General features: G+C 72.1%; 22 protein-coding genes. 8 read left to right on the forward strand and 14 right to left on the reverse strand.

Annotation, left to right across the window (positions count from 1 at the left end; genetic code table 11):
- From AB0I67_RS38355 to AB0I67_RS38390, 8 genes are all read right to left on the reverse strand, one after another.
- A partial coding sequence (locus AB0I67_RS38355; RefSeq protein WP_357934523.1) for a type IV secretion system protein occupies positions 1 to 1621 on the reverse strand: 1621 nt, incomplete at its 3' end.
- On the reverse strand, positions 1618 to 4092 hold the full coding sequence (locus tag AB0I67_RS38360; RefSeq protein ID WP_357934526.1) for an ATP-binding protein: 2475 nt from the start codon (positions 4090 to 4092) through the stop codon (positions 1618 to 1620). The genes AB0I67_RS38355 and AB0I67_RS38360, both read right to left, overlap by 4 nt.
- 56 nt (positions 4093 to 4148) lie before the next feature.
- The gene (locus AB0I67_RS38365; protein ID WP_357934529.1) at positions 4149 to 7715 is read right to left on the reverse strand and encodes a TcpE family conjugal transfer membrane protein; all 3567 of its coding nucleotides are present in this window, start codon (positions 7713 to 7715) and stop codon (positions 4149 to 4151) included.
- 45 nt (positions 7716 to 7760) lie between these two features.
- Positions 7761 to 8030 carry a hypothetical protein gene (locus AB0I67_RS38370; RefSeq protein WP_357934734.1) on the reverse strand — a complete coding sequence of 90 codons (270 nt, stop codon included), beginning with the start codon at positions 8028 to 8030 and terminating at the stop codon, positions 7761 to 7763.
- Positions 8031 to 8081: 51 nt separating this feature from the next.
- Positions 8082 to 9056, reverse strand: a complete 975-nt coding sequence (locus tag AB0I67_RS38375; RefSeq protein WP_357934532.1) for a conjugal transfer protein — start codon at positions 9054 to 9056, stop codon at positions 8082 to 8084.
- 310 nt (positions 9057 to 9366) lie between these two features.
- Positions 9367 to 9702 carry a hypothetical protein gene (locus AB0I67_RS38380; RefSeq protein ID WP_357934535.1) on the reverse strand — a complete coding sequence of 112 codons (336 nt, stop codon included), beginning with the start codon at positions 9700 to 9702 and terminating at the stop codon, positions 9367 to 9369.
- 72 nt (positions 9703 to 9774) lie between these two features.
- Entirely contained in the window at positions 9775 to 10851 is a 1077-nt protein-coding gene (gene ychF, locus AB0I67_RS38385) for a redox-regulated ATPase YchF (RefSeq protein ID WP_357934538.1), read from the reverse strand.
- A gap of 76 nt (positions 10852 to 10927) precedes the next feature.
- Positions 10928 to 11674, reverse strand: coding sequence for a hypothetical protein (locus tag AB0I67_RS38390; protein ID WP_357934541.1), 747 nt, complete (start codon positions 11672 to 11674; stop codon positions 10928 to 10930).
- Between the two features lie 100 nt (positions 11675 to 11774).
- Between AB0I67_RS38390 and AB0I67_RS38395 the strand changes: the two genes are divergently transcribed.
- Together AB0I67_RS38395 and AB0I67_RS38400 are read left to right on the forward strand one after the other, a co-directional pair.
- Positions 11775 to 13025: a DNA recombination protein RmuC gene (locus AB0I67_RS38395; protein ID WP_357934737.1), complete on the forward strand. Its 1251-nt coding sequence runs from the start codon at positions 11775 to 11777 to the stop codon at positions 13023 to 13025.
- Between the two features lie 12 nt (positions 13026 to 13037).
- Entirely contained in the window at positions 13038 to 13568 is a 531-nt protein-coding gene (locus tag AB0I67_RS38400) for a DUF6542 domain-containing protein (RefSeq protein ID WP_357934544.1), read from the forward strand.
- On the opposite strand, the gene AB0I67_RS38405 is transcribed toward AB0I67_RS38400, so the two are convergent.
- Positions 13569 to 14537, reverse strand: a complete 969-nt coding sequence (locus tag AB0I67_RS38405) for a 4-hydroxy-3-methylbut-2-enyl diphosphate reductase (protein ID WP_357934547.1) — start codon at positions 14535 to 14537, stop codon at positions 13569 to 13571.
- Between the two features lie 89 nt (positions 14538 to 14626).
- On the opposite strand from AB0I67_RS38405, the gene AB0I67_RS38410 reads away from it, so the two are divergent.
- The 4 genes from AB0I67_RS38410 to AB0I67_RS38425 all read left to right on the forward strand — a co-directional run bounded on the left by AB0I67_RS38410 (position 14627) and on the right by AB0I67_RS38425 (position 18671).
- Entirely contained in the window at positions 14627 to 15556 is a 930-nt protein-coding gene (locus AB0I67_RS38410) for a hypothetical protein (protein ID WP_357934550.1), read from the forward strand.
- Between the two features lie 24 nt (positions 15557 to 15580).
- Entirely contained in the window at positions 15581 to 16975 is a 1395-nt protein-coding gene (gene xseA / locus AB0I67_RS38415; protein WP_357934553.1) for an exodeoxyribonuclease VII large subunit, read from the forward strand.
- 78 nt (positions 16976 to 17053) lie between these two features.
- Positions 17054 to 17293: an exodeoxyribonuclease VII small subunit gene (locus AB0I67_RS38420; RefSeq protein ID WP_357934556.1), complete on the forward strand. Its 240-nt coding sequence runs from the start codon at positions 17054 to 17056 to the stop codon at positions 17291 to 17293.
- 229 nt (positions 17294 to 17522) lie between these two features.
- Positions 17523 to 18671 carry an epoxide hydrolase family protein gene (locus AB0I67_RS38425; RefSeq protein WP_357934559.1) on the forward strand — a complete coding sequence of 383 codons (1149 nt, stop codon included), beginning with the start codon at positions 17523 to 17525 and terminating at the stop codon, positions 18669 to 18671.
- A 13-nt stretch (positions 18672 to 18684) separates the two neighbouring features.
- On the opposite strand, the gene AB0I67_RS38430 is transcribed toward AB0I67_RS38425, so the two are convergent.
- A complete protein-coding gene (locus tag AB0I67_RS38430; protein ID WP_357934562.1) occupies positions 18685 to 20907 on the reverse strand; it encodes an alpha-L-rhamnosidase C-terminal domain-containing protein in 2223 nt (740 codons plus the stop codon).
- Positions 20888 to 22228: a glycoside-pentoside-hexuronide (GPH):cation symporter gene (locus AB0I67_RS38435; RefSeq protein ID WP_357934565.1), complete on the reverse strand. Its 1341-nt coding sequence runs from the start codon at positions 22226 to 22228 to the stop codon at positions 20888 to 20890. Before AB0I67_RS38435 ends, AB0I67_RS38430 begins: the two co-directional genes overlap by 20 nt.
- Before the next feature lie 60 nt (positions 22229 to 22288).
- Between AB0I67_RS38435 and AB0I67_RS38440 the strand changes: the two genes are divergently transcribed.
- Complete coding sequence (locus AB0I67_RS38440) at positions 22289 to 23449, forward strand: helix-turn-helix domain-containing protein (protein WP_357934568.1); 1161 nt, start codon at positions 22289 to 22291, stop codon at positions 23447 to 23449.
- Here AB0I67_RS38440 and AB0I67_RS38445 read toward each other — a convergent pair.
- Complete coding sequence (locus AB0I67_RS38445; protein ID WP_357934571.1) at positions 23437 to 23841, reverse strand: nitroreductase family deazaflavin-dependent oxidoreductase; 405 nt, start codon at positions 23839 to 23841, stop codon at positions 23437 to 23439. The genes AB0I67_RS38440 and AB0I67_RS38445 overlap by 13 nt on opposite strands.
- An 85-nt stretch (positions 23842 to 23926) precedes the next feature.
- Between AB0I67_RS38445 and AB0I67_RS38450 the strand changes: the two genes are divergently transcribed.
- On the forward strand, positions 23927 to 24517 hold the full coding sequence (locus tag AB0I67_RS38450) for a helix-turn-helix domain-containing protein (protein ID WP_357934573.1): 591 nt from the start codon (positions 23927 to 23929) through the stop codon (positions 24515 to 24517).
- Here the strand turns inward: AB0I67_RS38450 and AB0I67_RS38455 are convergent.
- Positions 24514 to 25050 (reverse strand): DUF4245 domain-containing protein, encoded by a 537-nt coding sequence (locus tag AB0I67_RS38455; RefSeq protein WP_357934576.1) that lies wholly within the window; start codon positions 25048 to 25050, stop codon positions 24514 to 24516. The two genes, AB0I67_RS38450 and AB0I67_RS38455, sit on opposite strands and share 4 nt — an antisense overlap.
- A gap of 30 nt (positions 25051 to 25080) precedes the next feature.
- Positions 25081 to 25659 carry a TetR/AcrR family transcriptional regulator gene (locus AB0I67_RS38460; protein WP_357934579.1) on the reverse strand — a complete coding sequence of 193 codons (579 nt, stop codon included), beginning with the start codon at positions 25657 to 25659 and terminating at the stop codon, positions 25081 to 25083.
- Positions 25660 to 25787: the final 128 nt, after the last annotated feature.

Genomic DNA, 25787 nt, shown 5'->3' on the forward strand with positions numbered 1-25787 from the left:
TGTTGAGCGGAGCCGCGCCGGCGGGAACGCGCGTGCCCGACGGGGACGTGCCCTCCTCGCCCCGGGCCCGGCCCTGAGCGGTCGCCGAGGCCGCGGCCGCGGCGACGCCGGCCGTGCTGCCCGCGGCGGTCGCCGCGATGAGCGGCTCGGCCTTGCGCAGGCCCCACTTGCCCACCCGCGCCGCGGCCACCGGCGGCAGCGCGACGGCCGAGCGCTCCAGCACCGGGGAGCTGGCCGCCTCGCCGAGCATGCGGGTGGTGATCGTGTGCCCGCTCATCGAGGCGAACAGGTGCTGGAACGGCCGGCGGTAGAAGAAGACGGCGATGGTCAGCAACGCCATGAACAGGATCTGCAGGCCCCACGACATGCCCGTCGACATGATCAGGGCGTAGCCGTACACCAGGATCGACAACACCAGCGCGAGCACCGCCTGCCGAAGCAGGGTGCCGACCAGCATCTCCACCCAGCGCATCGCGATGATCCGGCCACTGCCCGGATGCACGCCGATGAGCAGGAAGACCGGGCCGAGGATCAGCAGGAGCAGGAAGCCGACCTTGAGCACGAGCAGCGAGACCGCGACCAGGAAGATCAGCAGGCCGGCGACCAGCGCGGCGAGCAGGGCGCCGATGGCGACGCCGAGCCGGTTGGTCCAGTCCTTGCCCTGGAAGATGGCGTAGCGGTAGTCGCCCTTGAGCTTGTTGGCGATCTCCTCGTACTTCGCCTGGTGGGCGCTGCTGTTCGGCGGCACCGCCAGCTCGGTGGCGTCGACCGACTGCGTCTCCAGCATGGTCAGGCCGTAGTCGCGCACGACCGGCGCGGTCGGGTCGGAGGTGCCGAACAGGCCGACCAGCCACGGCTTGCAGACCAGCGTGGACCACAACGCGTTGGCGTTCTGGTCGACGCCGGGCGTGCCGGTGTTGCCGAAGGAGCCGGCCGCGCCGGGCGCGGTGAGGCAGTCGGTGCCCTCGGCGCCGGGCAGGCCGGAGAAGGCGGAGTTGACCACCTCGCCGGTCTTGTCGGTGACCAGCTTGCCCAGCCCGGTGAAGTCCTGCGGGCGGGCGAAGAACCAGGTGGCCACGGTGACCGCGAGCACCATCCAGACCACGCCCTCGACGCTGACCGAGGCCCGCTTGCGCAGCAGGCCGTACCACGCCAGCCAGATCGCGGCCAGCAGGATGATCGGCGTCAGGTAAGGCCAGTACAGCGCGTTGGACAGGTTGGTGACGATCTCGTCGACCTTGTCCTTGATCACGGTGAGCGGGCCCTCGCTGGCCGCCGCCTGGTAGGTGCTGATCGTCAGCTTGTCGATGGACTTGGCCCACAGGAAGATCGTGTTGGCCCACGAGTTGCCGAAGACCGCGGCGATGTCGGAGCAGCCCAGTTCGTTGGTGTGCCAGAACTGCCCGGCCATGCCGAAACGGGAGTAGTTGGTGGTCGCGGCCGGCGCCGTGCCGCCCTCCGGCACGGGCGGCTGGAGCAGCCCGTCGACGCTCGATCCGACGACCTCGGGGGTCAGGTCAGGTGACAGGTCACATGGCCCGTCGGCCACGGCGGACCCCGGCATGGCCAGCAGTCCGACGAACATGACGAGGACAAGCATCCACAGCCGACGACGTCTCATGACCGGACCTCCTGAGCTCGGACCACTCCCCCTTGAAGATCATGCCCGTTGTCTTTGGGTTTGTCGTGCGTCGGGTTCGTGTCGAGCCACCGGAGCAGGTCTTCGGAGATCAGGTCTACCCCGATCCGGCCGGCCCGGCCATCCAGATCGCGGAAAATGCATTCGCCGTTGCCGAGCGAACGCAGCACTGCCTTGTGCTCCTCGGACGGGTCGACGCCGAGCAGCGACATCACGTGCTCGACCTCGGTGCGCTCGGTGGAACGGAAGGCGAAGACGGACGACAGGCAGTTGGTCACCTGCTCGTTCAGCAGGTCACCGGCGTTCTGCGAGACGAGCACCAGGGCGGTGTTGCGCGAGCGGCCCATGCGGCTGACCTCGGGCACCAGCTTGGCCCCCTCCGGGGTCGAGGTGATCGCCCACGCCTCGTCCAGGAAGATCGCCTTGGGCGCGCGGCGATCCAGGCCGTTCATCAGCCTGCGGGCGAACTGCGAGACCAGGTAGAGCAGGGCCACGCTGAGCCGCTGCTCGTAGCTGTAGTCGTCGCGACCGGTGGCCACGTCGGGCAGCGTCAGCCCGGCGAGGGTGAAGACGGTGGTCCAGCCCTCCGAATCGATCTGGTCGCCGCCCGAGGGGTCGAAGCAGAGCCGCGCCAGGTGCATCTCCGACATCGAGCGCAGGACCGCGCCCAGGTTCTTCGACGCGGCGTCGTCGGCCTGCTCCAGGAAGTCGACCACCTTGCCCAGCGACGGGTCGGGGTTGTTCGAGACAGCCGAGACCGCCTGCACGAGCGCTGACTCGCGTTCCTCCGACATGCGGGGCAGCAGCAGGCGCAACGTCTCGGTGGCCATCATCTTCTTGGTGGCGATGTCGTCACCGAAGGAGAACGGGTCCAGCAGGCCGGGCGCGGCCGAGCCCAGCGGGATGATGCGCGCCTTGCGCTCCCGCTTCTGCAGCAGCCGCACCAGCGACTCGGCGTCGCCCTTGGGGTCGATGACCGCCACGGTCACCCCGCGCAGCGCCATCTGGTAGATCATCAGCAGCGCCAGCGTGGTCTTGCCGCCGCCCGGCTCGCCGGTGATCGCGATCGCCGTCGGCCGGTTGCGGGTCGCCGCCACCAGCGGGTCGAAGTGCACGATGCTGCGCGCGCGGCCGATGGTCTCCCCGATGTACGGCCCGAGCCAGCCGGCCTCACCGGTGTCGATCCGGTCGCCCAGATCGACCGTCGCGGTGGCCATCCCGCCCGCGATCGTGCGCAGCGGCTGCCGCTGGGCGTAGGCGTTGACCGTGACCTTCTCGCCCGGCAGCGACTCCTTGAACAGCGAGAACTGGTCGCCGGTCGAGTTGACCACGTCGATGCCCATGTCGCGGTAGTGCTCGATGACCGCCTCGACCCGCTGCAGGCACAGCGCCTCGGTCGGGCCGGAGACGATCAGCCGGTGCCAGCCGTAGACGAACGGCAGCCGCTCCTTGGTGATGCCGTGCTCCAGCATGCGCGCCGCGTCGATCTGCTCGGCCAGCGCGATCGGCGCCTCGGCGCCCGCCTCACGGATGTGGATGTCCATGTCGCGGGCGTGCGCGAGCTTGCGCGCGACGTCCCGCGACGCCTTGACCGGCGGGATCAGCCGCATCCTGGAGGAGACCTCCACCGGGAAGGGCAACTGGTCGGCGAAGTGCATCCACGGCTCGCCGTCCGGGAAGGGCATCAGGTCCGGGAAGCGAGCGAACGACAGGTAGGCCACATAAGCCTCACCCTGCGGCTGCACCATGCGGAGCACCGCCCGCCCGTTGTGGATCTGGCCCTCGACCAGCGTCTCGATCTCGCCCCTGCCCCAGCGGCGCTTCGGGCTCGCGCTCGGCGGCGGATCGCCCGCGCTGCCCGCGGCGGCGTGCTGGAACAGCCAGGCGACCTCCACCGAACTGGCGTGCCGGGCGTACAGGGCGCTGGAGGCCAGCGCGCGGCCCAGGCGCTCGGCGTGCTCGGTCCACTTGGCGATCTCGCCGTCCGGCACGTGGTCGTCGTCGAGACCCAGCGCCTTCTCGCTGCGCTGGTAGAAGCCGAACAACTGGCTGAGCACGCCCTGGCCGATCTGCCGGCCGCGCGGGCCGAGCCGTACGCCCAGGTAGACCTCCTTGGTCCAGAAGTCCTTCGCCCAGACGTGCCCGTACATCTCCTCCAGGTAGTCGCGCCAGCCCGGCCCCTGGTCGGAGGTGGCGTTGAGCGCCATCGCCCACTCCGCCGCCGGATAGGCCCGATGCGCCACCCGCAGGTGCACCTCGGCGTCAGGCATGCGGATCGCGGCCAGCGCGATCGTGATGTTCGTCGCCAGCGCCTCCCGCTCCTCGGGCGTCACGAACTCGTAGCTGACCGTGGGCAGCCTGAAGTACGCCCACGCGCAGGTGTCCGTCAGCAGGATGCGGTCGTCGAAGTAACGGACCGCCAGGCGGCTGTGCGCCTTCGAGGCCCTGCTCACAGCCTCTCCTTCACCAGGGCCGGCGAGATCACCGGATCACTCGCAAGCCCGCTCACCTAGCGCTCACCGATTCTCGTGCCCGGGGGGTCACCGGCCAGCTCCCTTCCACTCGGCGCCTCGCTCACCTGCTGTGCTGCCTGGGCCGCGGCGAAGCCGGCGACCACGACCCCCGCCAGGGCCAGGTAGGCCCGGCGTCCCGCGGTGCGCAACTGCTCCAGCGCGATCGGCTCGCCGCCCTCCGCGGCCAGCTCGTCCTCCCACGGCACCCGGACGATCGCCCGGCAGCGGCCCCTGGCCATCGCCTCGGCCTGCTCGACATCGCTCATGCTGCGCCGGCTCACCCCGTTGACCACCAGCACCGCGCGCCGGCGCAGGTCCGCGCAGCCGTGCCCGTCGAGCCAGTCGTAGGTCATCGCCACCGCGTCCGCGCCGTCCTCGTTCGCCGGGACCACCAGCACGAGTTGGTCCGCGTACGGCAGGACGCGCGCCGCCAGCGCCGGCGCCGGGTCCATCACGGTCAGCTTGTAGTGCCGGTCCACCAGGTGGACGGCCTGGCCCAGGCGGTGGTCGGAGAACAGCGTGCGATCGGCCAGCCGCTGCTCCGCGCCCGCGGCCGAATCCGCCGCGATCACCTCCAGGCCCGACGGCGTCCTGGTGGTGAAGGCCCGCATGGTCAGGTAGCCGCTGATGCCGTCCAGGCCGGACAGGAAGCTGGTGAGGGTCTCGGGGGACTCCTCGATGATCCTGCTCGTCAGCGTGGTCGGGCCGGTGCTGGCGTCGATCGCCAGCACCCGGTCGTCGCGCACCGACGCCAGCGTCTGGCCCAGCATCAGCGCCGTCGTGCTCTGCCCCGCGCCGCCCGTGCAGCCCAGGACCACGATGCGGCGGCTGCCGGAGAACACCGCCCTGGTGCGGGCCTCGTCCACCTCCGAGCCGTCGCCGCGCACGTTCGTGTTGCCTACGACCACCTGGGCGATCCGGCGCCAGCCGCCGGAGTTCTCCCGCCCCACAACCGACTCCACCCTGCGGACCTTTCCCTCACCTGTCCGCGGCGTGGGGACGCCCTGCTGGGGGCTCCTCTCCGGGGCACGGGCGGCGGGGCGGTCCTGGACGGGGCGGCCTTGAACGGGGCGGTCTTGAACGGGGCGGTCTTGAACGGGGCGACCTTGGGTGGGCCGGTCCTGGGTGGGCCGGTCCTGGACGGGCCGCTCTTGGGTCGGCCGGTCTTGGCCGGGCCGGTCTTGGCCGGGGCGGCTCTGGGCGGGCCTTCGGGGCCCGGGCGGCGGGGTGAAGGTCGGACGCTCAGGCTCACGAGCAACCGCCTTGTCCGCCATCCGGCCGCCAAGCGGAAGAACGGTCGCCGTCCGCTCCCCCTCCAGCTTCTCGGGACGCGCAGTCTCGGGCCGCTCCGGCCGCGTGGGCTCGGCCCCCTCCGACCGCACAGGCTCGGGCCGAGCGGGGGCGGCCTGCTCGAGGTGTGTGGGGACGGTTGGCTCGGGTTGCTCGGGGCTTGCGGACTCGGGTCGCGCGGGGGCGGTCGGCTCAGGACGTTCCGCGGCCGACGCCTCGGCCCGTTCGGTGGCCACCGGGCTGGGGTGATCCGGGGTGACCGGGCCGTGGCGTTCCGGGGTGGCCGGGCTGTCCGCCGTAGCCTCCCCTGCCACCGGTGTGACGTCGACGGCACCCTCGGGGGCCGGACGTCCACCGACGACGCCGGCCTCCTCGACGGAGCCAGCCGAGCTCACCGGGCCAGCGGTGGCCTCAGCATGGTCCCGCGCGACCGCTCGTGCGGCCTCGGCGGGCGTCTCCGAGTGGCCAAGGTCGGCAGAGGCCGGCGGCTGAGCGGAGACGGCAGAGGTGGGGGCAGGAGTCTCCGACTGGCCGGAGTCGGCGGGACTCGCGGGCTGGGCGGTGGTGGCTGAGGCAGGGGTGGGCGTCCCCTCGGCCGGGGTGTCCGAGGAGGTGGGCCACATCCGGTGGGCGTCCAGGGCGGCGACCGACGGGAGGGGGCGCGGGGGCGGCTGCCCCTTGCGGTGCTGGGTGCGCGCGACCTCATCCCCAGGCGGGATGGGCACGTGCTGGCCGGGCCCCGGCTGGGCAGGACGCGGTGCCTCGTGGCGCGGTGAGTCGGCCTCGGCGCTGGCGGCCAGCTTCCGCAACCGCCGAAGCGCCTCGGTGTCGATCGGCTTCCCCACCACCGGCCTCCCGGCAGCGGGCTTGTCCGTCGCGGGCTTGTCCGTCGCGGGCTTGTCCGTCGCGGGCTTGTCCACAGTGGGCTTGTCGGCCGAAGGCTTGTCCCCAGCAGTCGGACCACCGGCAGCTGCACCCGCGGTGGCAGGCCTTCCGCCAGCGCCACCCGGGGTGGCGGGCTTCTCAGCAGCCGCACCCGTCGTGGCGGAGATTCCAGCAGCCGCACCTGTCGTGGCGGGCATTCCGGCCGCCACATCCCCGGCAGCAGGCTTTCCGACCGTTGGGGCTGAGGTCTTCTGGTCCGGTACGGCAGGCGTCCCGGGCTCTCCCACGGGCTGGTCGACCGGCGGCTCGTCCAGCCGGCGCACCAACGGACGGTCGAACGGGCGCCGCGCACCCCGCTCCTCGACCGGCCGGCTCGGCGCACCCTCGGCGTGGCGGGCCGTCTCAACGGGCTCGACCTCACGCCCACCCGCACCCCGACCACGGGCCCCGCGAGGCGGCTCGGCCCGCCGACGTCCAGCCTCGGTCTCCCGGGCACGGACCTGCGCGGGCTCACCACCACGAGTGGACTCGGTGGCACGCGAGGGCTCGGTGGGGCGGGAGGACTGGCCGCTACGGGTGGACTCCGTGGCGCGGGAAGACTCGGTGGCACGGGTGCGGTCGCCGCCACGAGCGGGCTCGGTGGCGCGGGTGCGCTCGCCGCCGCGAGCGGGCTCGGTGGCGCGGGTGCTGCGTGGCTCGGCGTCTCCGCGGGCACGGCCACGCTCCGTCTCGCGGGCGCGACCACGCTCGGTCTCGCGGGCCCGGCTCGGCTGCTCGGCCTCGCGCCCGCGACCCGGCTCGGCCTGCCGTACAGACGGGTGGGGGGGGACGGTGAGGGCGGGGGCGTTGGCGGGGCGGCGGGAAGGGTGTGGGGTGAGGGTCGCGGGGACGTCGGCCACAGCGGGCGCGACGGCGCGGGATGGCTGGGCGGCGGAGGATGGCTGGGCCGTTGCGCGGGACGGCTTGCGGGTCTTGGACGGGGCGGCGGCGCGGGCGGGCTTGCGGGTCTTGGCACGGGCGGGGAGGGCCCGCCAGACCCGGGCGGTGAAGAAGACGGTCTCCGGCTCGGAGGCAGGCGCCAGCCGGCACCACACCTTGGGCTCGCCGACATACCGCGCCTGCGACTGCAGCAGCTCGGTGAGCCGCTTGCTCTCGATGACCGGCCGGGTGGACAGCCACGTGACGACACCGGGCGGGACCAGGTAGAGGACGTGCCAGGGCGCCTGGAAGGGCACGCCGACGAGGTACAGCAGGAGCGACCAGGGCACCACGACGCCGACGAACACGCCGATCCACACGATCGGCAGCGGCATAGGCAGCCGCAGGTCGTACAGCTTGTAGAGCCGCTTCTCGATTCGCCAGATATTGGTATACGTAGGCAGGTCCACGCGGTCCCTCCTCTCCGTCCGCTCGTCAGGTAACCGGGTGGCCGCTTACTTGATGCCCAGTGCGCCGGCGATGGCCTTCGCCGTCACCTCGATGATGTTCGGCACGTAGAAGATCACACCGATCGCCACCGCCAGGATCAAGAACTGCACGAATCTGGTGATCTCCCTGGTGAACAGGAAGAACAGGGCGACCACCGAGACGATGACCAGGAACAGCGGGGCGAAGAACGAGCGGAGGAAGTTCGCCAGTCCTTCGGTGTTCACGCCGGTCGGTGCGGGGGACGGCGTGGCCAGTTCGATCAGGTTCAGGAAAATGGTCTTCACGATCACTTCTCGTCCTCCAGGGGGGTGTCGATCAGCAGGCTGTTATCCAACGGCTCGACCGGCGCCGCGGATGTCCTTGACGTACCACTTGTCGCCCTGCTTCACGACCGTGAGCCGGTAGCCCTGCTCGAGACGCCCGGCCATCGCGCCAGGGTCGGACGGCGTGGGCTCGGCCGTCGGCGCGGCGCCGGACGGCACGCCCCAGACCACGACGGCCTGGATCTCACGGCTGGTGGTATCCCCCACAGGTACCACGATGTCCTTCAACTCGACGAAGCTGAACGCGCCGCCGAGACTGGTCAGGCTGGTGCCGCTGGCGGTGTAGCGCGAGAGCTGGTCACCGGAGGCGTAGGCGCGGAAGAACTCGGCGAGCTGCGACCTGAGCTCGGTCGCGGTCTCGTCGTCGGTCGCCGCGGCGGCGACCTGGGGAAGCTCGGCGGGGCCCGGCGCGGGGAGCACGCCGGGGCGGCCGGAGACCACGAACTTGCCGCCGCCGTCCCAGTGCACCGGCACCGAGAGCAGGTAGCGCCGGTCGCCCGACTGGAAGGTCAGGGTGACCACGGCGTTCTCGTTGTCGCCCGGGTTGACCTCGACGCTGTAGGGCTGGATGTAGGCGGCCTGGAGGCGGCCGTAGCCGTCCCAGCCGAACTGCTCGCCCGCGTCCGGCGGCAGGTACGGCTTGAGCCGCGCGGCCCGGATGGAGAGCTCGGCCGGGTTGAGGTCGAGATAGAGGTGGGCGAACTGCACCACGAAAGCGGAGGCGGCCGCGGTCGGGAAGGGCGCGGCCGAGCTGGTGGCGCCGCCGGGCGTGGTGACGGCGCCTTCGCGGAAGCGGCTGACGATGGCGATGACGCCGTTGGCCAGGACCACCAGGATGAGCGCCCAGACGATCACCCGTCCGGTGGCGACCAGCCAGCGGCCGCCGCCGCCGGACCAGCCGCGCCGGGCCGACCTGCGGCCCTCGAAGTTGGAGGTCGATTCCGGGCGTGCCGAAAGCTCGAGGTCACCAGCGATCATGGGATCGTTCTGGGTGGTGGACCTACGAGCCATCACGCCTCCGCTCGCGCCATCCGAACTGGAGGACGCGGTCTGAAGATGTCACATTACCGGTCGCGGCAATTCTTCCAGGAAAGCCACGCCCATGCTGCAGGCATCGCCGTGCAGGAGCAAACCGAGTGTGCATGACTCGGCGAAGTGCCGGCTCCTGGCACGGTTTGCTGAAATGAGTAGTCGACCAGGCGATATGCCGGAAAACCCATAGCCCGACAGTCAGGTAATGCTGTCCGAATAGCTCAGATACCCTCGCTACCTGTTCATTTCGTACAAGTCACGCGGGCTCGGGGTCCTCCGCCTGCCGGGCCCGGCGGTGACTGCGCAGGTCGACGACCTTGCCGGCGGACTGGGCGGGGACGGGGGCGCTGTTCAGGGACGCGGGGTGGACCACCCGCTCCAGGCAGCCGCGCAGCTCCGAGAGGAGCTCCTCCGGGTCGCGCCCGTGCAGGCGGCGGCTGAGCTCCTCGCGCTCGTCCATCTTGCGCCGCAGGTAGGCCTCCCTGCTCACGCGCAAGCCGTACATGAGCTCGACACGGAGCAGCGCGAGCTCCTCCTCCAGGCTGATGCCGACCAGGGTAGGCCGGCGCTTGCCGAGAATGCGACGGATCATGGGGCCCTCCGAGTGAACACGGTTGCGCGTGAACGCCGTGACGATTCGACGCGCCAGAGCCCCGTGAGGTTGTCAGACGTTGAAGCGGAACTCCACCACGTCGCCGTCGCGCATGACGTAGTCCTTGCCCTCGATGCGCGCCTTGCCCGCGGACCGGGCGCTGGCGATCGAACCGGCCGCGACCAGGTCGTCGAAGGACACGACCTCGGCCTTGATGAAGCCGCGCTGGAAGTCGGTGTGGATGACGCCGGCCGCCTCGGGCGCGGTCGCGCCCTTGGGAATCGTCCAGGCGCGGGTCTCCTTCGGCCCGGCGGTCAGATAGGTCTGCAGGCCGAGGGTCTCGAAGCCGACCCGGGCGAGCTGCGACAGGCCCGACTCCTCCTGGCCGACGCTCTGCAGCAGCTCCAGCGCCTCCTCGTCGGACAGCTCGTACAGCTCCGACTCGATCTTGGCGTCGAGGAAGACCGCCTCGGCGGGGGCGACCAGCTCGGCGAGCTGCTTGCGCAGCGCCTCGTCGGTCAGCTCGTCGGCGTCGAGGTTGAAGACGTACAGGAACGGCTTGGCGGTCAGCAGGTGCAGCTCGCGCAGCTCCTCCTGGTCGAGGCCGCTCTCGAAGATGGTCTTGCCGGTCTCCAGGACGGCCTTGGCGGCCTCGGCGGCCTCCATCGCGGCCTTCTTGTCCTTGTTGATCCGCGCTTCCTTCTGCAGCCGCGGCAGGGCCTTCTCCACGGTCTGGAGGTCGGCGTAGACCAGCTCGGTGTTGATGGTCTCGATGTCGCGGCGAGGGGAGACGTCGCCGTCCACGTGGGTCACGTCGGGGTCGGAGAAGACCCGGATGACCTGGCAGATCGCGTCGGTGTTGCGGATGTTGGCGAGGAACTGGTTGCCGCGGCCCTGGCCCTCGGAGGCGCCGCGCACCAGGCCGGCGATGTCCACGAACTCCACCTTCGCCGGCAGGATGCGGGCCGAGCCGAAGATCTCGGCGAGCTTGGCCAGCCGCTCGTCGGGCACGCCGACGATGCCGACGTTGGGCTCGATGGTGGCGAAGGGGTAGTTGGCCGCGAGCGCGTTGGCGCTCTTGGTCAGGGCGTTGAACAGCGTGGACTTGCCCACGTTGGGCAGGCCGACAATGCCGATGCTGAGGCTCACGAGCGCTCCTTCGTCGGCCTCATGAGCCGATGGCTGCGGTGTGTACGGCAGGCAAGTTTACCGCCGGACACCACCGTTACTCGCGGGCGAGCGCCAGGCAGGTCGCCGGCCGGCCGGGGCCGGTGAGCGCGTGGTCGGCGGCGGCCGGGCAGCCCTCGGCGGACGCGGCGAAACCGAGCACCCGTCCCCACGCCCGCCGCGACCGGCAGGCGACCGCCGCGACCCGGCCCCGGCTGGGGCGCGTGACGCAGTCGCCGGCGCCGGGCACCTGGCCGCCCCGGCCGAGGCAGACCAGCGCGGCGGAGAGCTCGATCGAGTCCACCGAGCCGCCTGGACACCGGGAGCCGCCCGCGCCGGGGCCGCCGGGCACGGGGCCGCCCGGCAGGACCGCCACGGCTCTGCCGTACCAGCCCTTGGCCGAGCATGGCCGCTCGCGGCCGTCGCGGGTCAGGCAGTCGCCCGCGCGCAGCACCCCGCCGCCGCGCCCGGGGTCGCCGGGATGCGGCGCGACGTGGTTGCGCGCGCAGGCCGTACGCCCGCCCTCGACGCGCATGAGCACGTCGGTCGGCGCGGGGCACTCCTGCGGCGAGGGGGCGACGGCGAGCACCTCGGCGTCGCCGCCGTTGCACGGCACGAGGTCGAAGCGCGCCCCCGTCCGGCTGACGCACGCGCCCTCGGCCCACCGCAGGGTGAACTGCGGCACGGGAGGCGGCGGCTGCTCCTCGGCCCGGCTCGCGATGACCGCTCCGGAGACGGCGACCGCCGCGGCGGCGACGGCGACGGTCGCGACGATGGAGAGGATCATCCGCTGGCCGGTAACCATATGGGTACTCTGGGTGACAGAAGTGCGGCGGCACAAGCGGAATGCGCAGTTTCCCCGCCCCACGCGTGTCGGGACGACCCGCGCGACCCACGGTGCAATCATCGATCGAGTGGATGTCGTCTCGCTTCTGCTCGGCCTCGCCGTCGGGCTCGCCATCGGATTCCTGATCGCGAGGACCCGGTCGGCGGTCCGGGTGGCCGAGGCCGACGCCCGCGCCAAAGCCGCCGCCGACAAGCTCACCTACGTCGAGGAACAGCTCACCGAGCGCTTCCAGGCGCTGTCCAGCCGCGCGCTCGACGTCAACAACCTCCGCTTCCTGGAGCTGGCCGAGACCCGGCTGGCCGCCAGCCGCGCCGAGGCCAGCGGCGACCTCGACCAGCGCCGCCAGGCCGTCGAGCACCTCGTCGAGCCGCTGCGCGAGGCGCTGGGCCGGCTGGAGGCCCAGCTCCGCGAGGCCCAGGCCGGCCAGCGCGCCGCCCGCACAGAACTGGAGCTGGTACGGCAGAGCAACGAGCAGCTCCGCACCCAGACCGGCGCGCTCGTGCGGGCCCTGCAGCGCCCCGAGGCCCGGGGCCGCTGGGGCGAGCTCCAGCTCCGCCGGGTCGCCGAGATCGCCGGGATGCAGCGCTTCTGCGACTTCGACGAGCAGGTCGTCTCCGCCGACGGCACCCAGCGCCCCGACATGGTGGTGCGGCTGTCCGGCGGCAAGAACATCGTGGTCGACTCCAAGGTCTCCCTCGCCGCCTACCTGGAGGCCGCCGGGCTGGAGGACGAGGCCCAGGCCTCGGCGCGGCTCGACGCGCACGCCAAGCACCTGCGCCAGCACGTCGACCAGCTCGCCTCCAAGTCCTACTGGCAGTCCTTCCACCCGACGCCCGAGTTCGTGGTGCTGTTCATCCCCGGCGAGGCCTTCCTCGCCCCCGCGCTGGAGCGCGACCCCGCGCTGCTGGAGCACGCCATGAACCGGCGCGTGCACATCGCCACCCCGACCACGCTCATCACGATGCTCCGCACCGCCCAGTACGCCTGGCAGCAGGCCGCGCTCAGCGAGAACGCCAAGGCCGTCTTCGACCTGGGCAAGGAGCTGTACGAGCGGCTCTCCTCGATGGGCCGCAACGTGGACGGCCTGGGCAAGGCCCTCACCCGCGCGGTCGAGGCGTACAACAAGACGGTGGGATCCCTGGAGAGCCGCGTGCTCGTCACCGCACGCAAACTGCACGATCTGGGCGTCGTGGAGGGCACGCTCGACGAGCCGGGGATGCTCGACGACCTGCCCAGGCCGCTCGCCTCCCCCGAACTGCTGGAAACCACATCACTGATCACTCACGTCAACGGTAAGTTGAGCCATTAAGGGGGTGGGCTGGTGAGTGGTGACTACGGCAGGCGATCGGCGATCAGGCTGACCGCCCGCGGCGCCATCGCGCTCGCCCTGTTCTCCGCGCTGGCCGGATACGTCGCCGCGGCGGCCACCGGCATACCACTCGTCGTGGGCGCGGTCTTCGTCGTGGGCAGCCTGCTCGGCGTGCTCTTCGTCAACCCGCGCGAGCTGTTGTCCCTCGTGGTGACGCCGCCGCTGGTGTTCTTCGTCGCGACCTTCGTGGTCGAGCTGGCGCGCGCGCTCGGCTCGCCCTCGCTGCTGCAGTCGCTGGGCTTCGGCCTCTACACCTCGCTGTCGGCGGGCGCGCCCTGGCTGTTCGCCGGCTCCGCGCTCGTGCTCGGCGTCGCGTGGAAGCGCGGGCTGCCGGCCAACGTGCGCGACCTGCGCGACGACCTGCGGACCGCCGGCGAGGTGCCCCGGCCGCGGCGCGGCGGCGAGCAGTCCGCCTTCGCGCCAGAGCCGGAGGGATACTTCGAGCCCCGCGTGTACGGCACAGCACGGGGCTCGGAGGAGTGACTAGTTGGCCCGCAGGTCCTTGCGCAGCTCGTGCGGAAGGGCGAAGCGCATGCTCTCCTTGACCGACTCGATCTCCTCGACGTCGCCGTAACCGCGCTCGGCCAGGTAGGCCAGCACCTCGGCGACCAGCTCGTCCGGCACCGAGGCGCCGCTGGTCAGGCCCACGGTGGTGACGCCGTCGAGCCACTCCTCCCGGATGAAGGAGGCGTTGTCGACCAGGTAGGAGGCGTCGGCGCCGTAGTCCTTGGCCACCTCGACCAGGCGCTTGGAGTTGGAGGAGTTCTCCGAGCCGACCACGATGACGAGCTGCGCCTGCTCGGCCAGCTCCTTCACCGCGACCTGGCGGTTCTGGGTGGCGTAGCAGATGTCGTCGCTCGGCGGGTCGAGCAGCGTCGGGAAGCGCTCGCGCAGCCGCTTGACCGTCTCGGTCGTCTCGTCCACCGACAGCGTGGTCTGCGACAGCCACACCAGCTTGGACGGGTCCTTCACCTGGATCCCGTCGACCGCGTCGAGGCCGTCGACGAGCTGGATGTGGTCGGGCGCCTCACCCGCGGTGCCCTCGACCTCCTCGTGACCCTCGTGGCCGATGAGCAGGATGTCGTAGTCCTGGCCGGCGAAACGACGGGCCTCGTTGTGCACCTTCGTCACCAGCGGGCAGGTCGCGTCGACGGTCTTGAGCCGGCGCTGGGCGGCCTCCTGGTGCACCGCCGGGGAGACGCCGTGCGCGGAGAAGACCACGATCTCCCCCTCGGGCACCTCGTCGGTCTCCTCCACGAAGATCGCGCCCTTGGCCTCCAGGGTGCGGACCACGTGCGTGTTGTGCACGATCTGCTTGCGGACGTAGATCGGTGCGCCGTACTGCTCCAGAGCCCGCTCGACCGCTTCCACGGCACGATCGACTCCAGCGCAGTAGCCACGGGGCTTGGCCACCAGGACGCGTCGGGTGGTAGTGGGGGTCTGAGGCTCCATGTTCCTATGCTACGTGGAGCGACGAAGCGGCCCGCTCGCAACTGGTAACAGCCTTTGCCAGACTGGCCGTCCACACCCAAGGAGTCGGCATGTCCCTCAGCGACGTCATACGCAGCATCACCAAGACGATCACCGACAAGGAGAAGGTCAAGGAGATCCCACTCGCGATCATCCAGGGGACGCTCAGCGCCGCCGGTCAGGCGCTGCTGGTGGTGGACCGGGTGAAGAACTCCATCAAGGGGCTTGGGCAGAAGGAGGAGGAGCAGGAGGAGACCGTCCTCGAGGTCGAGGAGAGCAAGCCTCGGCGTGAGCCGGTCATCTTCGCTCCCCGGCCGGCCGGTGGCGCGGCCGAGTCGAACGGGACGGGGTCCAAGGAGAAGGCCGAGCCGGTCATCTTCTCGCCCGCGCCCAAGAAGGAGGAGACCCCCGAGCCCGCCGCCCCCACGGCGACCGTCTCCCCTGCTGAGACCCCGGCCCCTGCGGCCGAGGCCTCCAAGGCCGAGCCCGCCAAGCCCGCCGAGCCCGTTGAGCCCGCCAAGACTGCCGAGGCCGTCGAGCCGGTCGTGTCGAAGGCCGACGAGGCCCAGGCCGTCGAGCCCGTGGAGACCGTCGAGCCGAAGCCCGAGCCTGAGGCCGAGGTCAAGCCGGTTGCCAAGCCGAAGGCCGCCGCCACGAAGGCGGAGGGTGCGGCGAAGGCCAAGGCTCCTGCCAAGCCGCGGGCGAGCGCGGCGTCGAAGGCCGCCAAGCCGGCCCCCGCCGCCGAGGGCGGCGAGCTGGCGACAGCCGTACACGCGGTGGAGAGCACGCTCACCGAGGAGCCCAAGCGGGTCCCCGCCGACCTGGCCGAGCCGCTGCCCGGTTACGCCACGCTCACGGTGGCCTCGCTGCGCGCCCGCATGCGCGGCAAGACCCCCGACCAGCTCAGGGAGCTCCTCGCCTACGAGCAGGCCACCTCGGCCCGCGCCGACGTGGTGAAGATGTTCGAGAACCGCCTGGCCAAGCTGGAGACCGCGGAATAGTCGGTCGCACCGTAGTCTGCCCTCATGGCCACCACCTCGCCGGAGTCCCCCCTCCCGATCCGCACCGTCCTGCAGATGGTGGCGGGCTGGATAGGCAAGCTCGGCACGGTCTGGGTCGAGGGGCAGATCACGGAGCTGACCGCGCGTGGCGGCACGGTCTTCCTCACCCTGCGCGACCCGGTCGCCAACGTCTCGGCCCGGGTCACCGCCCCGCGCGGGGTGTATGAGGCGACCGTCCCCCGCCCGGCCGACGGCGCCCGCGTGGTCGTGCACGTCAAACCCGACTTCTGGGTCAACCGGGGTTCGTTCGCCTTCACCGCGCTGGAGATCCGGCCGGTCGGTGTGGGCGAGCTGCTCGCCAGGCTCGAACGGCTCCGCCAGCTCCTGGCCGCAGAAGGCCTGTTCGGCGCCGAGCGCAAGCGCCGCCTGCCGTTCCTGCCCGGCACCGTGGGCCTGGTCTGCGGGCGTGACTCCGCGGCCGAGCGCGACGTCCTGGAGAACGCCAGGCGCCGCTGGCCCGCGGTGCGTTTCAAGGTCGAGCAGGTGGCCGTGCAGGGACCCTACGCGGTGGCCGAGGTGACCGACGCCCTGCACCGGCTCGACGCCGACCGCGAGGTCGATGTGATCATCATCGCCCGCGGCGGCGGCTCGCTGGAGGACCTGCTGCCCTTCTCCGACGAGTCGCTCGTGCGCGCCGTCTCGGCCGCCCGCACTCCGGTGGTCAGTGCCATCGGCCACGAGCAGGACAGCCCGCTGCTCGACCTCGTCGCCGACGTCCGCGCCTCCACCCCGACCGACGCGGCCAAGAAGGTCGTGCCCGACGTCGGCGAGCAGCTCACCCTGGTCCGGCAGCTTCGCGACCGTGGGCGGCGGGTGGTGGGCGGCTGGCTCGAACGCGAGCGTTCCTGGCTGGCCTCCGTCCGCTCCCGGCCCTCGCTGGCCGATCCCGTGCGGGAGATCGAGCGGCGGGCCGAGCAGGTCGACGCCCTGCGCGACCGCACCCGCCGTAGCCTCCACAGCTCCCTCGACCGGGCCGAGGACTCCCTCACCCACCTGCGCGCCCGCCTCGTCGCCCTCTCCCCCGCCGCCACGCTGGAGCGGGGGTATGCCATCGTCCAGCTCCCTTCCGGGGAGGTGGTACGGCAGGCGAAGGGGATCGGCGTGGGCGAGGCCCTCACCATCCGCCTCACCGACGCCCGCCTCGCCGTCCGCACCGAAGACCCCGAGGCTTTCGAGGGCTCCGCCGGGGGCCGCGCGGCCGATCCTGCGGCGGCGTCGGCCGAACCGGCCGCCAAGCCTGCCCCGAAGGCCCGCAAACCCCGCAAGAAGCCCGAGCCCGCCCCCACCAAGGTGACCGACTCGCCGGATGCGGCGGAGTCCGGAGCCGCCGCGGGATCCAAGGTGGCGGCGGAGGACTAGGCCCGTCCCCCGGGTGACATCCGGGGGTGTCGGCGGGCTTGGGGGCGGTTGTCGGTGGTGGACCCTAAGGTGGGTCCCGTGGCAGACGAGAATGCATCCGCGACCAAGTCGCCCTCATATGAGCAGGCCAGGGAAGAGCTGACCGATGTGGTGCGGCGGCTGGAGGCCGGCGGGCTGACCCTGGAGCAGTCGATCGAGTTGTGGGAGCGCGGCGAGAAGCTGGCGGCGATCTGTGAGGAGTGGCTCCAGGGCGCACGGGTCAAGCTGGCGGCGGCGATGGCCCGCAAGACCGAGCCCGACCCTGGAGCTCCTTTCTAGGCGACGCTCCCGCGCTTCGGCACGCCCGGCTCTCAGGTATGTCCCGGCTTCGGCTGGGAAGGCGGCGGTGGCTGAGAGGTGGCCCGGCCGCTGAGGGCGGGTAGCCGGCTGCCGGGTGGTGGAGAAGCGAGGTGGCCAGGTGGAGGCTGGAGAGGTGTCGGTCCCCGGCGAGAAGGAGCCACGCCCGGAGGGGCCGCTCGGCCAGGAAGAGGGTTGGCCTGGGGAAGAAGTGCTGCCTTTTCGGGTTGAGGTGGCGGAGGGCGAGCTGGCTGATCTGCGGGAGCGGCTGGGGCGGACGAGGTGGCCGGAGCGGGAGACGGTCGACGACTGGTCGCAGGGAGTGCCGCTGGCGTACCTGAAGGAGCTGTGCCGCTACTGGGCCGAGGAGTACGACTGGCGGGCGACGGAGCGACGGCTCAACGGGTTTCCCCAGTTCCGCACGACGGTGGACGGGCTGGGCCTGCACTTCCTGCACGTACGCTCGCCGTACCAAGACGCGGTGCCGTTGGTGTTGACGCACGGGTGGCCCGGGTCGGTGGTGGAGTTCCTCAAGGTGATCGGGCCGCTGACCGACCCGCCGAAGTACGGCGGCGATGCGCGGGAGGCGTTTCATGTGATCTGTCCGTCGTTGCCGGGTTACGGGTTCAGTGACAAGCCGGCGACAACGGGGTGGGGTGTGGAGCGGATCGCGGGGGCGTGGATCCGGTTGATGGGGCGGCTCGGGTACGAGCGGTTCGGGGCGGCGGGCGGCGACTGGGGCACGAGCGTGACGGCGAGCATCGGGCAGCAGGCGCCGGAGCGGGTCGTCGGGATCCACCTGATGCCACCGCTGGCACCGCCGGACCCGGCGACGTTCGGGACGCTGACGGAGGCCGAGCGGGCGTCGATCGCCGCGCTGGAGCAGGCGCAGGAGTGGGAGGACGGCTACTCGCTGGAGCAGTCCACCCGGCCGCAGACGATCGGGTACGGGCTGGTGGACTCACCGGCACTGCTGGCCGCCTGGATCGTGGAGAAGTTCCGGGCCTGGACGGATTGCGCGGGGCATCCGGAGAACGCGCTGACACGGGATGAGCTGCTGGACAACCTGATGCTGTACTGGCTGCCGGGCACGGGGGCCTCCGCCGCCCGGCTGTACTGGGAGAGCTTCCGATGGGTGCAGCGGCTGTTCGCCGGGGAGGCCGGTGACGTGGTGGCGGTGCCGGCCGGGTGCTCGATCTTTCCGAAGGAGAATCCCCGGCCGTCGCGCCGGTGGGCGGAGCAGCGCTTCACCGACATCCGGCACTGGAACGAGCTCGACCGGGGTGGGCATTTCGCGGCGTTCGAGCAGCCGGAGCAGTTCGTGGCGGAATTGCGGGCGTTCTTTCGGCTGGTCCGCTGACGTCGGTGCGTGGCTAGCGCACCACCTCGTACGGCACGGGCGAGTCGACCGTGAGGTCGCCGTCGCGCACCTCCACGGTGACCAGGCCGTGCGGGGTGGGGACGGCGCCGCGGGCCCAGGCGAGCGGGCCAAGGCGGGGCTCGACCCGCACCTTGGTGTAGCCGGGCTCGGCCGGGGTGAGGCCGAGGACGTAGGTGACCAGGTCCCGGGTCGGAGTGGCCGACCAGCCGTGGCAGAACGAGCCGCCCTCCCAGCACTCGCGGAAGGCCCCGTGCCGCATGGGCGCCCAGTCCAGGCACAGCTCGGCGATCCGGTCGGCCGCGCCGAGCAGGGCGAGGGCGTCGTGGACGACGTAGCGGTAGAACGGCTGGGCGCCGACCACGAGCCGTTCCACGTCCCAGTCGGGCAGCGCGCGGGTGGACACCGGCTCGCTGGAGACGGGCCCGTCCTGGTCGGTGCCCCGAGCGCCCATGGGGCTGCGGGTGAACAGGGCGGCCCGGTCGAGCAGGAGCCGGAGCACCTCGGCCCGGCGATGGCCGGGGACGAGGCCGGCGCAGACGGCGGTGGCGGCGACGTGCTCGCTGACCGAGCGGATGTCCAAGGTGTCGAGGTAGGCGCCCCGGCCGGCGTCCCAGAAGGCCTCGAAGCCGGCCGCGACGCCCGCGTGCAGGTCACGGGCCCAGTGGGCGCGGCCCAGGTCGCCCAGCCAGGCGGCCATCTCGGCGAAGTCGGCCAGCGCGCGGGCCCACAGCGCGTTGAGCGCGGCGCTGGTGCCGGTGACCTGGACGGGTGACCAGTCGATGAGCACCCAGCCGGTCACGTCGTGCAGCAGGCCGTCGCCGCCGCGGAAGGGCACGAACCAGCGCAGGACGCCTTCCGCGGTGGCCAGCAGGTCGGCGACGAGGGCCCGGTCGCCGGTGTAGCGGTAGAGGTTGTGGACGGAGCGGATCCAGTGCAGCGCCCAGTCGGGGATGGACGGGAGCGCGGGTGAGGCGAAGTCGCCGGCGGCGACCATGCCGAGCAGCCCGTCGGGGCGAGGCTGGGCGGCGAGCTTGGGGTGGTGGCGGGCGAGGCTCCAGTCCGGGTTGGCGATCAGGTCGACGGACTGGTGGACGACGGAGTCGCCGGTCCAGGCGCGTTGCTCGCGGGTGGGGCAGTCGAGGTAGGCGTCGTGCGCGGTGAGGTCGACCGTGCGCAGGCCGGCGGCGTAGATCTCGGTGAGGCGCTGGTCGGAGCACTCGAAGAAGGGGCCGGGCGGGCGAGGGCGGAGGCGTTCGACGACCTCGACCCGGACGAGTTCGGCGGCGCCGGTGACGGAGAGCACGGCGTGCCGGCCGCCCACCGGGTCGGCCGTCTCGAACGACTCGGCCTCGCCGCCGCGCAGGGTGTAGCGGAAGGAGTTGGCGGTCTGCCGGCCGATCGGGCTGTCCACCTCGACCAGCGCGCCGTCCACCACGCTGCCGCTGGGGCCGCGCAGGGTGAGCCGCAGGGTGCCGCTGACCACGTCGCCGAAGTCGGCCCTGAACTCCCCCGGCGCGGCCCCCGCCTGCACGTCCGCCTGCCGTACCGTCGCGGTGAGGGGCGGGATCGGGCGGGGCAGGAGGGCGCCGAACGGGTCGGAGGGCGGGCGCGAGTCCGGGGCGCCGCCGACGACCGCGCGGGCCTCGATGAGCTGGGCCGGCTCCCAGGAGGAGTCGTCGTACTCGGGCCGCGTCCAGGCGGGGTCGAGCAGCCGGGCGTCGAGCACTTCGGGGATCTGGGAGACGAGCTGGTGCTTGGGCCGGCCGGGGGTCCAGGCCGCCGGGACGGTGCACCGCCAGGAGGCGTCGGTGCCGAGCACCTCGTCCCCGAGCACGAACTCGGCCGCCATGCTGCCGCGGCCGAGGGTGAAGGTGGCCGGGGAGGGCTCCCACCAGGGGGTGGGGTGGCCGTAGAAGCGGGCCAGGACGGTGATCACGTTCAGGCCGGGCCGCAGCGCGGGGGCGGCGTCGCCGTGGTCGTAGGAGAGCGAGCGCGGGCCGTGCCGTACCGGGCCCCGGGCCAGTTCGACGCCGTTGACGCACAGGACGTGCCGGGAGTCGGTGGTGATCCGGAAGGGGACCCGTTCCGGCACCTCGGTCAGGGTGAGGGTCCGGCGGAACAACACCCGGCGGTCGGAGCCCTCCGACCGTGGGGCCCAGATCCAGTGGCCGGTCCACCGGCCGGGGCGGAAGGGGTCAGCGGGCGGGAACGACATCGGTGTCCCTTCGGGCGGCGAGGTCGCCGGCGACCTGGGCGGCGAGCCGGCGGCTGATCGGGTAGCAGGCGAACAACAGGGCGCCGAGCAGGGCGAGCCCGGCGGGCAGCAGGGACTGGGCGAGGACGATGCCGCGCAGGCTCTCGGCGGTCTGGGCCTGGCCGGCGAGGTAGCCGGTGGCCGCGAGGGTGTAGCCGGTCAGTGCGGCGCCGAGCCCGCCGCCGGCCTTGGCGGCGAAGGAGCCGAGCGAGGCCATGGCGCCCTCGATGCGGAAGCCGTGCCGCCACTCCACGAAGTCGACGAGCTCGGCCACCACCACGTAGATCATGGTGAGCGCGCCGCCGCCCCCGAAGGCGGTCACCGACAGGGCGACCAGGGCCAGGTGCGCGGAGTCGGCCGGTACGGCGAGCAGCGTGGCCATGGCCGCCGCCTCCAGGACGAGCGCCCCGACGAAGGTGGCCTTGTAGCCGAGGAAGCGCGCCAGCCAGGGGAAGGCGATCGTGCCGAGCGCGGTGGGGATCACCGTGGCGAGCGCGGCGACGCCGATGAGCGAGCGGTCGCCGGCGTAGTAGGTGAAGTAGTAGGCCATGCCCGCGCTGCGGGCGCCGTTCGCGGCGGTGAGGGCGACGACGGTGGCGGCGAGCACGACGACCGCGGGGGTCGTGAAGACCATCCGGGCCAGGTCGCGCCAGCCGTACCGGATGCCGGACACCGGGGTGACGCGCTCGCGCACGCGGGTGGCGGCGAAGACGGTGAGCACCAACGACAGGACGGCGACGCCGACGATGAAGACGGGCCAGCCGACCCGGTCGGCGAGCGGCAGCGCGGCGGCGGTGAGCAATGCGCCGCCGAACAGGTAGGAGAAGGCCTTCAGCCCGGACAGGACGCGCCGGTCGCGCGGGTCGGTGGCCATCGCCGGGATGAGCGAGTTGAGCGGGATGTCCATGAGGTCGAAGGCGAAGCCCCACAGCAGGTAGACAACCCAGACCGTGACCAGCGGGGCCGGTGTCCAGGCGGGGGCGAGGAAGAGCAGGACGAAGCTGACCGCTCCCAGGACGCCGCCGAGGGCGAGGTAGGTGCGGAAGCGGCCCCAGCGGGTGACCGGCAGGTGGTCCACGACGTAGCCCATGACCGGGTCGCTGACGCCGTCCACGATGCGCGCGACGAGGAAGAGCGTGCCGACGGCTCCGGCGGCCAGGCCGATCTCGTCGGTCAGGTAGATGAGCAGGAACGAGTTGATGGTCGTGCTGAAGACGATGTTGCCCACGTTCCCGGCGAAGAAGCCCGCCTTCTCGGGGAGCGTGACCCTGGCGGTTGTCATGCGCTACATAATTGAACGACGTTCTAGCGGAATCCATTGGACAGATTCGCAGGTTTTCTTGTGACGGATCTCAAAATCGGCGGGCAGCCCGTGCATCGGCGGCTCCTGCACGAGCGTTCGCGGCTGGCCGATGCGCTCGTGGCGCGGCTGCTGGCGGAGAACGAGCAGTACCGCAGCCTGCCGGCCGGCGAGCTGGCGCACGACATCCTGCGGGTGGTCGAGGAGAACCTGGTCGCGCTGGCGGAGGCGCTGCGCGAGCGGCGGGTGCCGGCCGACGTCGGCGGGCGGGTGGTGGAGACCGCGGTCAGGGGCGCGGAGCAGGGCATGCCGCCGAGCGCGCTGATCGACGCCTACCACCTGGCCTTCGCCGAGACGTGGCGGGCGATGACCGCGCAGGCGCGGCCGGAGGAGCTGGCCGACGTGCTGGAGTGCAGCCGGCTGATCATGGCGTACACGCGGCGGGTGAGCGAGGTGGTCACCGACGCCTACTTCGAGGAGGCGCACCGCCGCTCGGCCGAGGAGCGCGACGAGCGGCACCGGCTGCTGTCGGCGCTGCTCAACGGGGTGCGGGTGGACGGGCTCGCCCCTGGGTACACGGTGGTGTCGCTGGCGATCGAGGACGGCCCGGCGGTCGCGACCAGGCGGCGGACACACCGGATGGAGCGGGAGCTGGAGTCCTTCGCCGCGGGGGCGCTGTTCGACCACGGCGGCTCGATCGCGCTGCTGCCCTGGTCGGGGCCGTGGGCGCAGCTCGAAGCCCTGATGGTACGGCTGGCCGAGGCGGCCCGCACCCCGGTCGCCGCGGCGGCGGCCCACGCGGCGCCCGAGGAGGTGCCGGCGCAGGTGCGCCAGACGCGCGAGGTCCTGGAGGTGGTGGGCTGGTTCGGGCTCGGCCCGGGGCTCTACCGGCTCGCCGACGTGCTGCTGGAGTACCAGCTCACCCGGCCGACCGCGGCCTCGGCGGAGCTGGCGGCGCTGCTCGACCCGCTGGAGCCGCACCCCGACCTGCTGCGCACGCTCCGCACCCACCTGCGGCACGGCCGCTCGCGCCGGGTCACCGCCGAGCGGTTGCACCTGCACCCGAACACCGTGGACTACCGGTTGCGGCGGGTCGCGGCGCTGACCGGGCTCGACCCGGCCGACGACGCGCACGTGCAGCGCCTCGGCGCGGCGCTCGCCGCCCGGCTGGCGAACGAGCGGCCGCGGGATCAGTCGCGGTAGAGCGCGACGACCGGGATGCGGCGGCTGGTGCGCGCCTCGTACTCGGCGAAGCCGGGGGCGACCGCGACCATCCGGGCGTAGAGCTCGTCCCGCTCCTGGCCGGTGATCTCCACGGCCTTGGCCCGGTAGGTCTCGGAGCCCTGCTCGACGGTGACCGTGGGGTTGGCGGTCGCGTTGTGGTACCAGGCCGGGTGGTGGTCGGCCCCCGCGTTGGAGGCGATGATCACGATGCGCTCGCCGTCCGGCAGGTACATGACCGGCGAGGTGACCTCGCGCCCGCTCTTCGCCCCCACGGTGGTGAGCAGCACCAGGTTCGATCCCTCGAACATGCCGCCGACGCGGCCCTCGTTGGCCCTGAACTCGGCGATCACGTTGGCGTTGAAGTCGCTCATCAATCCGCTCCCAGTCAACCGGAAAACTCTCCGCTTCAACCTAACCGGAGAAGTCTCCGTTTACAAGCGCCCGTATGCTCGACCCGTGAGCAACCGTCGCGACCTACCGGTGCTCGGGCAGGCGCCGCCCGAGCGTTCCGACGCCGCGCGCAACCGGTTGAAGATCATCGACGCCGCCGTCCGCCTGCTGGCCGAGCACGGCGCCGAGCAGCTCTCCCTCGACGAGGTCGCGCGGGCGGCCGGGGTCGGGGTCGGCACGGTCTACCGGCGCTTCGGCGACCGCTCGGGGCTGCTGCTGGCCCTGATCGACGAGCGCGAGCGCCGGTTCCAGGAGTCCTTCCTGTCCGGCCCGCCGCCCCTCGGGCCCGGCGGCGGCGCGAGCGCGGCCGAGCGCGTCACGGCGTTCCTGCACGCGCTCGTGGACCGCATCACCGAGCAGGAGAAGCTCTTCCTCCTGCTGGAGCGCAGCGGGCGCTACACCAGCCCGTACTCGGTGCACCACACGCACCTGGCGGTCCTGCTGGCCGAGCTCGTGCCCGGCGCGGACGCGCACTTCCTGGCCGACGTGCTGCTCGCGCCGCTCAACGCCAACCTGCTGTGCCTGCGCGGGTACGACACCGCGCGGGTCAAGGCGGGGCTCGACGATCTCGTGCGCCGGCTGACCCCGCGAGGCTAGGCCGCCGGCTTGGGCAGCTCCTTGAGCGCCGCCGCGAGCTGGCCCAGCTCCTCCCAGCTCGCCGTACCGGTGACCACCAGGGTCACGTCGGGCAACATGCGCACGAGCGTGCGCTGCTTCTTGTCCTCGCGGAAGCGCCGCTCCCAGGTCGTGCCGCCCACGTCCTGGCTGCCGACGACCTGGTTGGAGTTGGCCAGCCGGTTGGCGAACTCCGCCGCCGGGCGCTCATCGCTCTGCAGGAACATCGCGTGCTCGCGGGTCGCCGTCGCATAGCCGATCGACAGCACCTGCGCCCCGCCCGCGCCCTTGGCGACGCGGTTGCTGTTGCTGATCCAGCCGGCCGGGTCCTGGCTCGGCGCCCAGACCTTGTACGGCACGGCCCGGTTGAAGTTGGCGACGGTGATGCCGTACTCGCGCTTGGGGATGTGCTCCTCGCGACTCGGCGGCGAGACGAGGAAGAACACCCCCACCAGACCGAGGCTGACGAACACGGCCACCGCGTAGCCGTAGAAACCCTCTGTGAACCGTCGCACGTCGCGAGGTTACCCGCTCCGGCCCCCGCCCTACGAAACGGCCGGGCGGATCTGGCCGATCAGGGCGAGCGCCTCCTCGGCCAGATCGCGGTCGCCGGTGATGACGACCTCGTTGACCGCCGCCGCCAGCGCCCCGGTGATGACGACCACCAGCGCGCCCTCGTCGCCCTCGAACAGGGCGGCGTTCCGCTTGGTCCAGGTGCGCAGCCGCTCGCGCATCACGACCTCGAAGCCGGGCGGCCCGTCGCCGCGCAGGAAGAGCGCGGCGAGCTCGCGCTCTTCGAGGCAGCCGTCGAAGTAGGCGCGGGCCGAGCTGATGAAGACGCGCATCGGGTCGCTTTCGCCCGCGTCCCGCGCCGCCCGCGCGGCCTGTTTGGTGCGGTGCGCCTGGCGGGACTGGAACTCCTCGAAGAGGGTCAGGTAGAGGTCGGCCTTGCCGGAGAAGTGGTGGTAGAGGCTGCCGACGCTCGCCTCGGCCTTGGCAACCACGTCCGTGACGCCCGCCTCGGCGAATCCCTTGGCGACGAACACGTCACGTGCGGCCACCAGCAGAGCGGTCCGGGTGGCCGCGCCACGGGGGGTCGCCTGGGTCATCGCCTCGCTGCTCATAGCAACGCACATTATCCTCCGCTGACCGGGGAAAGGAGGACAACTACCATCGAGGGCGTAGAGGACGCCGAACCCGGACACCCCGGAAGCGGCGGAATCGATGTCGAGGACCGTGTCCCACAGGGAAG

Source organism: Nonomuraea sp. NPDC050310, assembly GCF_040655795.1.
Classification (GTDB): domain Bacteria; phylum Actinomycetota; class Actinomycetes; order Streptosporangiales; family Streptosporangiaceae; genus Nonomuraea.

Bases quoted from the DNA above. Each gene is read 5' to 3' on its own strand.
- AB0I67_RS38435 (WP_357934565.1), bottom strand. From the start codon at position 22,228: ATGACAACCGCCAGGGTCACGCTCCCCGAGAAGGCGGGCTTCTTCGCC.
- AB0I67_RS38460 (WP_357934579.1), bottom strand. From the start codon at position 25,659: ATGAGCAGCGAGGCGATGACCCAGGCGACCCCCCGTGGCGCGGCCACC.
- AB0I67_RS38430 (WP_357934562.1), bottom strand. From the start codon at position 20,907: ATGTCGTTCCCGCCCGCTGACCCCTTCCGCCCCGGCCGGTGGACCGGC.
- AB0I67_RS38410 (WP_357934550.1), top strand. From the start codon at position 14,627: ATGTCCCTCAGCGACGTCATACGCAGCATCACCAAGACGATCACCGAC.
- AB0I67_RS38380 (WP_357934535.1), bottom strand. From the start codon at position 9,702: ATGATCCGTCGCATTCTCGGCAAGCGCCGGCCTACCCTGGTCGGCATC.
- AB0I67_RS38405 (WP_357934547.1), bottom strand. From the start codon at position 14,537: ATGGAGCCTCAGACCCCCACTACCACCCGACGCGTCCTGGTGGCCAAG.
- AB0I67_RS38445 (WP_357934571.1), bottom strand. From the start codon at position 23,841: ATGAGCGACTTCAACGCCAACGTGATCGCCGAGTTCAGGGCCAACGAG.
- AB0I67_RS38390 (WP_357934541.1), bottom strand. From the start codon at position 11,674: ATGGTTACCGGCCAGCGGATGATCCTCTCCATCGTCGCGACCGTCGCC.
- AB0I67_RS38375 (WP_357934532.1), bottom strand. From the start codon at position 9,056: ATGATCGCTGGTGACCTCGAGCTTTCGGCACGCCCGGAATCGACCTCC.
- xseA (WP_357934553.1), top strand. From the start codon at position 15,581: ATGGCCACCACCTCGCCGGAGTCCCCCCTCCCGATCCGCACCGTCCTG.